A 1,003-nucleotide genomic window follows, 5' to 3' on the forward strand; every position below is an offset into this window, starting at 1 on the left:
GAACATAAAAGAATAAAAAAATCACATAAGTTAAAGCCGAAACTACAATTATAGCAAATACGAAAATTAATATGTCTTTAGTTTTTCTCAAATGTGTTACAACGGTTTTGTGTATGGTTAGTTGCGTGTTTCAGCAACTAATTTAGTAAACAAAAACGAACGCGAGAAAATTCCGAAGGAATTTTCCAAATAAGCAACGACCAAAGCAATTAATTATACACGTTGTTGTACACCGTTTTTTTATTAAATTATTTTTTCATTTGGATATTTAAAAATCCAAACTCCAATTGATATTGTCAATGAATATATTAAAACCCAAATTGTTTGTTCCGACCATCTTGTTATAAATCCATTGTCAACAAAATAGAAAGTCAACCAGACAGATAAGAAAGAATATATACTCAAAATTATTTTATTTTTCCATATCGATATTTTCGAGTTCAGTTTTCTCTGTATTAGCCAAAAAACTACCATTGCTGGTATTGATAGAAACAAACCGAAGAGTATCATTAAGAGAATCATTTCATAGGAATTCAAAATTTCATTCAATTTCGATTCGTTAATTATAATTCCTAATATAATTCCTAATATAATTGCTAAAAGAAGCGGTGAACTTATTACTGTAAACAACCAAATTTGAATTGTATATCTCATTAATTAATTTAATAACACTTTTAATTTTTGATTGAGTACAATGTCCCAACTTATTATTAATAATTTAATTGTTTTAGTTTTTTAGCAACTTTTAAATGGTCTTCTAATATTGTTGAGCCTCCCATATTTATGTTTGCGTGTTCAAGTAATAACTTCGCAATCTTATTTTCGTCAGCATCTCGATTCAGAAGTTTTATTACAGAAGGAACGTATCCAGAATATTCATCTTCAGGACCTGAATCATTAATTCCGATTGGGTCCCAATCTTCCCAAAGAATTCGATTAACTTGCTCCCAAAGTTTTGACTTTCTCATTTTTCCTCAAATGGTGTACAACGTGTTTGTGTATG

The 1,003-nt window shown here is 28.8% G+C and carries 1 protein-coding gene; it reads right to left on the bottom strand.

The features are described 5' to 3' along the window. Positions 1-710 precede the first annotated feature (710 nt). Complete coding sequence (locus ACFQ13_RS06285; protein ID WP_386115326.1) at positions 711-968, bottom strand: hypothetical protein; 258 nt, start codon at positions 966-968, stop codon at positions 711-713. Positions 969-1,003 lie beyond the last annotated feature (35 nt).

Origin of the sequence: Winogradskyella rapida, assembly GCF_042675845.1 — a bacterium.
Classification (GTDB): domain Bacteria; phylum Bacteroidota; class Bacteroidia; order Flavobacteriales; family Flavobacteriaceae; genus Winogradskyella; species Winogradskyella rapida.